Here is a 6,313-nt window from a genome sequence, read left to right on the forward strand (position 1 = left end):
GCCGTGCTCAGAGCCGCGATCTGGCCGGTGGACATCGAGCCCACGGCGTCGCTGGCGAGCGCGCCGACCTGGTCGGACGACAGGCCGCCCAGCGCCGCGGTCGTCACGGCGCGCAGGTCGGCGGTTTCGAGCTTGGCGAGCTGGCCGGTCGTCAGCGCGCCGAATTGGGTGGAGGTCAGCGCCGCGAACTGGGCGGTGCCCAGCGCGTTGAGGTTGTCGGTGGTCAGGTTGGCCAGTTGTGTGCTCGTCAGCGCCTGCACTTGCGTGGAGGAGAGGTTGGCGAACTGGCTGCTGGACAGGCTGTTCAGGTCGGCCGTGCCCAGCGTGTTGATCTGGGCGGTGGTCAGGCTGTTGACCTGGCCGCTGCTGAGTGCGCGCAGCTGATCGCTGGTGAAGGCGTCGAGCTGGTCAGACGAGAGGTTGCGCAGCGCTGCGGTGGTCAGCGACTTGATATCGCCGGTCTCGATCGCCGCCAGTTGTGCAGTGGACAGTGCACCCGCCTGGTTGGAGTTCAGCGCACCCACCTGGGACGAGGTGAGGGCGACCATGTCGCCGGTCGTCAGGCCCTTGAGCTGGCCGGTGCTCAGGGCTGCGATCTGGCCCGTGCTCATCGAGCCGACGGCGTCGCTGGCAAGGGCCCCGACCTGGTCGGACGACAGGCCGCCCAGGGCTGCCGTCGTCACGGCACGCAGGTCGGCGGTTTCCAGCTTGGCGAGCTGACCGGTGGTCAGGGCGCCGAATTGCGTGGACGTCAGCGCGGCGAACTGGGCGGTGCCCAGGGCGTTGAGGTTGTCGGTGGCGAGGTTGGCGAGCTGGGTGCTGGTCAGCGCCTGCACCTGGCCAGAGGACAGGTTGGCGAACTGGCTGCTGGACAGGCTGTTCAGGTCAGCGGTGCCCAGCGTGTTGATCTGGGCGGTGGTCAGGCTGTTGACCTGGCCGCTGCTGAGTGCACGCAGCTGGTCGCTGGTGAAGGCGTCTAGCTGGTCGGACGACAGATTGCGCAGCGCGCCGGTCGTGATGGACTTGATGTCGGCCGTCTCGATCGCGGCCAGTTGAGCCGTGGAGAGGGCGCCGGCTTGGGCCGAGCCAAGTGCGGCGACCTGGGACGAGGTGAGGGCGACCATGTCGCCGGTCGTCAGGCCCTTGAGCTGGCCGGTGCTCAGCGCGCCGATCTGCGCGGTGGACATCGAGCCGACGGCATCGCTGGCGAGCGCGCCGACCTGGTCGGACGACAGGCCGCCCAGCGCCGCGGTCGTCACGGCGCGCAGGTCGGCCGTTTCGAGCTTGGCGAGCTGGCCGGTGGTCAGCGCGCCGACCTGGGCAGAGCTCAGCGCGGCGAACTGGGCGGTGCCCAGCGCGTTGAGGTTGTCGGTGGCGAGATTGGCGAGCTGGGTGCTGGTCAGCGCCTGCACCTGGCCAGAGGACAGGTTGGCGAACTGGCTGCTGGACAGGCTGTTCAGGTCGGCGGTGCCCAGGGTGTTGATCTGCGCGGTGGTCAGGCTGTTGACCTGGCCGCTGCTGAGCGCACGCAGCTGGTCGCTGGTGAAGGCGTCGAGCTGGTCGGACGACAGATTGCGCAGCGCGCCGGTCGTGAGCGACTTGATGTCGCCCGTCTCGATGGCGGCAAGTTGCGCAGTCGACAGTGCGGCGGCCTGGTTGGAGGTCAATGCACCTACCTGGGCCGAGGTCAGGGCGACCATGTCGCCGGTCGTCAGGCCCTTGAGCTGGCCGGTGCTCAGCGCGCCGATCTGCGCGGTGGACATCGAGCCGACGGCGTCGCTGGCGAGGGCGCCGACCTGGTCGGACGACAGGCCACCCAGCGCCGCGGTCGTCACGGCACGCAGGTCGGCCGTTTCGAGCTTCGCGAGCTGGCCGGTGGTCAGCGCACCGAGCTGGCTGGACGACAGGGTCGCGAACTGGGCCGTGCCCAGGGCGTTGAGGTTGTCGGTGGCGAGGTTGGCGAGCTGGGTGCTCGTCAGCGCCTGCACCTGGCCCGTGGACAGGTTGCCGAACTGGCTGCTGCTCAGGCTGTTCAGATCGGCCGTGCCCAGCGTGTTGATCTGGCTGGTCGTCAGCGAGTTCACCTGGCCGGTGCTCAGCGCGCGGAGCTGGTCGCTGGTGAAGGCGTCAAGCTGGTCGGAGGACAGATTGCGCAGTGCCGCGGTGGTCAGCGACTTGATGTCGCCCGTCTCGATGGCCGCGATCTGCGCCGTGGACAACGCGCCGGCCTGGGCGGAGTTCAGGGCCGCGACCTGGCCGGAGGTCAGGGCGACCATGTCGCCGGTCGTCAGGCCCTTGATTTGGGCGGTGCTGAGGGCGGCGATCTGGCCGGTGCCCATCGAGCCGACGGCGTCGCTGGCGAGGGCCGCGATCTGGTCGGAGGACAGGCTGCCCAGGGCAGCCGTCGTCACGGCGCGCAGGTCGGCGGTTTCGAGCTTGGCCAGCTGGCTGGTCGTCAGCGCACCTACCTGGGCGGAGTTCAGCACCGCGAACTGCGCGGTGCCCAGCGCGTTGAGGTTGTCGGTGGCGAGGTTGGCGAGCTGGGTGCTCGTCAGCGCCTGCACCTGGCCCGTGGACAGGTTGCCGAACTGGCTGCTGCTCAGGCTGTTCAGATCGGCCGTGCCCAGCGTGTTGATCTGGCTGGTCGTCAGCGAGTTCACCTGGCCGGTGCTCAGCGCGCGGAGCTGGTCGCTGGTGAAGGCGTCGAGCTGGGTCGAGGACAGATTGCGCAGCGCGCCGGTCGTGATGGACTTGATGTCGGCCGTCTCGATCGCGGCGATCTGCGCCGTGCCGAGCTTGCCGAGCTGGTTAGACGTCAGGGCGGCCACCTGGTTGGACGTCAGCGCGACCATGTCGGCCGTGGTCAGCCCCTGGATCTGGGTGGTCGACAGGGTCGCGATCTGACCCGTGCTCATGGCCTGCAGCTGGTCGGTCTTGAGGGCCTGGATCTGGTCGGAATTGAAGCCGGTGATGGCCGTCGTCGACAGGGCGCGCAGGTCTTCCGTCTGGAACGCACGGATCTGGCTGCTGCTCAAGACAGAAAGGCCGCTGGAGGTGATCACAGCGGCTTGGGTGGTGGTCAGGGCGATCAGCTGGTCGGTACTGAAGGCAGCCCAATCCTCCGTCGTCAACCCACGGATCGTCGTCGTGGACAAGCCGGGAATGCTCGACGCGGGAATGTTGGGGATGATGGTTGCCATGGTTTGTTCACCTGCTGTACTGATGGTCACCGCGCCGTGGGGCGTGATGGCCTTGTGTCTTGTCTAGCCCGCGCCCTGCGCTTGAGGCATTTCCCTGACTCGTCCCCGGCTTGTCGAATGGCCAATCCGACCGTCCCGGGGCACCAAAAAAACGAAGTTCGACTCGAACCCGCCACGACGGAAAACTCCGCGCAGTCATGCTAGTGACGGGTTCTTCGGGTTAATCGGCAAAAAGGCCTGCTTTCCTGAGCTTTGGTTCAACCGTTCGGCGGGAGCACCGGAGGGGGTGGAACAATTTCACGAACCTGCCTCCCGTTCTCACAGCCACTGCCCACCGTTGTTGCGGCGGTGCTCGTCTTCCTCGGCCAGCTTGCGGTCGATGGCGGCGAGGTGGGCATCGGGCCCGGCCGGGTGGCTGCCGGCCCTGGCCAAGTCGGCCGGCGCCCCGCCCAGCAGCGCCTCGCTCGGCGGAGCCAGCACGTCGTGCAGGCTGACCTTGGCGGCCTCGGTGGCCGTCTGCGGCTGCACGTCCTTGGCGAACCAGACGTCGGCGACTTCATGTTTGCTGCCGTCCGTCGTCGTGTAGCTGGACACCAGGCCGATGAGGTTGCCGTTGTCGTTGCCCGAGCCCTTTGTGGCGTTCAGGTCGAGCGAGGCGATGCCCAGCTCGTCCAGCGTCTTGAGCTCGCCGGCGTCGGTCTTGCCGTCGTGGTTGGCGTCGACCCAGACCTTGAGTTCCTTCCAGTTGGCGTCGTGGGCGTCGAGCTTGCCGTCGTGGTTGCTGTCCTGCTCGGCCATGGCGGCATAGCCGTCCTTGGCATGCTTGCCGTTGGCCAGGAGTGTGCCCATGCCGAACAGCTCGTTGCCGTTGTTGATGACGCCGTCGTGGTTGCGGTCCATCACCAGCAGGCCGTCGCCACCGGCCACCCAGCCGACCTTGTTGACCTGGCCGGTGCCCAGCAGGTCGAAGTTGACGCCCTGGGCGGCTGCCAGCGTGTTGACGCCGTGGCCGTCCAGGTCCAGCGCGATGGGCGTCACGTTGAAGTAGGCGTTGAGCTGGGCGTTGCTCATCTCGCCGATGGCCGAGCTGGTCAGCGCGTCGAGCTGGGTCATGCTCATTGCCATGATGTCGCGGGTCTCCAGGCCGGCGATCTGGTCGGACGTGATCGAGTGAATCTGGTCGGTGGTCAGCGCGGCGGCCTGGGCCGTCGTCAGCGCCGTGATCTGCGTCGCCTTCAGCGTGCTGAACTGGTCGCTCGTGATGGCCTGGATCTGCGTGTTGCTCATGGCCGCCACATGGGCCGTGCCGAGCGCGCGCAGGTCGTCGGTCTCCAGCGCACCGACCTGGCCCACCGTGAAGGCCTTGACCTGGCTGGTCGTCAGCGCTGCGAACTGCGCGGTCGTGAAGACGTTCAGGTCGTCGGTCGCCAGGTTGCCGATCTGGCCGGTGGTCAGGGATGCGACCCGCGTGCCAAGGCCGACCAGCTGGTCGGTCGTCAGTGCGCCGAGCTGGCTGTTCGTGATGGCCTGCAGGCTGGACGTGGACAGCTTGGCGAGGTCATCGGCCTCGATGGCGACGATCTGGTCGGTCGACAGCGCGTTGACCTGGGCCGTCGTCAGCACCGCCACCTGGGCCGAGCTCATGGCCGTCAGGTCGGCCGGTGCCAGGCCCTGGATCTGGGCGGTGGACAGCGCCATGACCTGGCCCGTGCTCAGACCAGCGATGTGGTCGGTATGCAGCGCGGAGATCTGGTCGGAGCTCAGGCCGCCAAGGGCCGCCGTCGTGACGGCGCGCAGGTCGACCGTCTCCAGCCTGGCGAGCTGATCGGTCGTCAACGAAGCAAGCTGGGCCGAGGACAGCGTGGCGAACTGGCCGGTGCCCAGCGCGTTGAGGCTGTCGGTGACCAGGTGGCTCAACTGGTCGGTGGTCAGCGCCTGGATCTGGCTGGTCGTGAATCTGCTGAACTGGTCGGAGGCGAGGCTGTTCAGGTCATCGGTGTTCAGCGTCCGCACCTGGCTGGTGGTCAGCGCGGTGATCTGGCCGGAGGACAGCGCGCGCAGCTGGTCGCTGGTGAAGGCGTCGAGCTGGGTGCTGGAGAGAGCGCGCAGCGCGGCGGTGGTGATGGACCTGACGTCGGCGACCTCGATGGACGCGAGCTGGTCGGTGGAGAGCGCGGCGACCTGGGCCGAGCTCATCACGCCGATCTGGCCGGTCGTGAGCGCCACCATGTCGCCGGTGGTCAGGCCCTGAAGCTGGCCGGTGGAGAGGGCGCTGATCTGGGCGGTGGTGAGCGAGCCCACCTCGTCGGAGGTCAGCAAGGCGACCTGGTCGGAGCTCAGGCCCTTGAGCGCATTGGTGGTGACCGAGCGCAGGTCGGCCGTCTCCAGCTTGGACAGCTGGTCGGTCGTCAGCGAAGCGAATTGGGCCGAGGACAGCGTGGCGAACTGGCCGGTGCCCAGGGCGTTCAGGCTGTCGGTTGTCAGGTGGCTGAGCTGGTCAGTCGTCAGCGACTGCACCTGGGCGGTGGTGAGCTTGTTGAACTGGTCGGACGTGAGGCTGTTGAGGTCGTCCGTGTTCAGCGTGCGGATCTGGTCGGTTGTCAGCGCCGTGATCTGGCCCGAGCTGAGGGCGCGCAGCTGATCGCTGGTGAGGCCGTCCAGCTGGGTGCTGGACAGCGCGCGCAGCGCAGCCGTGGTGAGCGACTTCATGTCCCCGGCCTCGATGGCCGAGAGCTGGTCGGTGGCGAGCGCCGCAGCTTGGGCCGAGGAGAGCGCGGCGATCTGCGCCGTGCCCATGGCTGTCAGGTCGGCCGCCTCCAGGCCCTTGACCTGGGCGGTGGACAGCGTGGCGATCTGCGCGGTGGACAGGCTCGCCACCTCGTCGGAGGTCAGCGACTGGACCTGATCGGAGCTCAGGCCCTTGAGCGCGTTGGTGGTGATCGAGCGCAGGTCGGCCGTCTCCATCTTGGAGAGCTGATCGGTGGTGAGCGAGGCGAACTGGGCCGAGGAGAGCGTGGCGAACTGGCCGGTGCCCAGCGCGTTGAGGCTGTCGGTCGTCAGGTGGCTGAGCTGGTCGGTCGTCAGCGCCGCGACCTGGGCGGTCGTGAGCTTGT

Annotated in this window: 2 protein-coding genes; both read right to left on the bottom strand. The window is 68.0% G+C overall.

The genetic code is table 11. From position 1 onward, the window contains the following. Positions 1-3,200, bottom strand: a 3,200-nt coding sequence (locus AC07VX_RS26740; RefSeq protein ID WP_493183983.1) for a beta strand repeat-containing protein, incomplete at its 3' end; no start/stop codon positions are given. Between the two features lie 318 nt (positions 3,201-3,518). Then, the coding region (locus tag AC07VX_RS26745) for an SPM autocatalytic domain-containing protein (RefSeq protein ID WP_493183984.1) at positions 3,519-6,313 on the bottom strand (2,795 nt) is incomplete at its 5' end.

The sequence above is a fragment of the Roseateles sp. GW821-FHT03B02 genome (assembly GCF_059421025.1).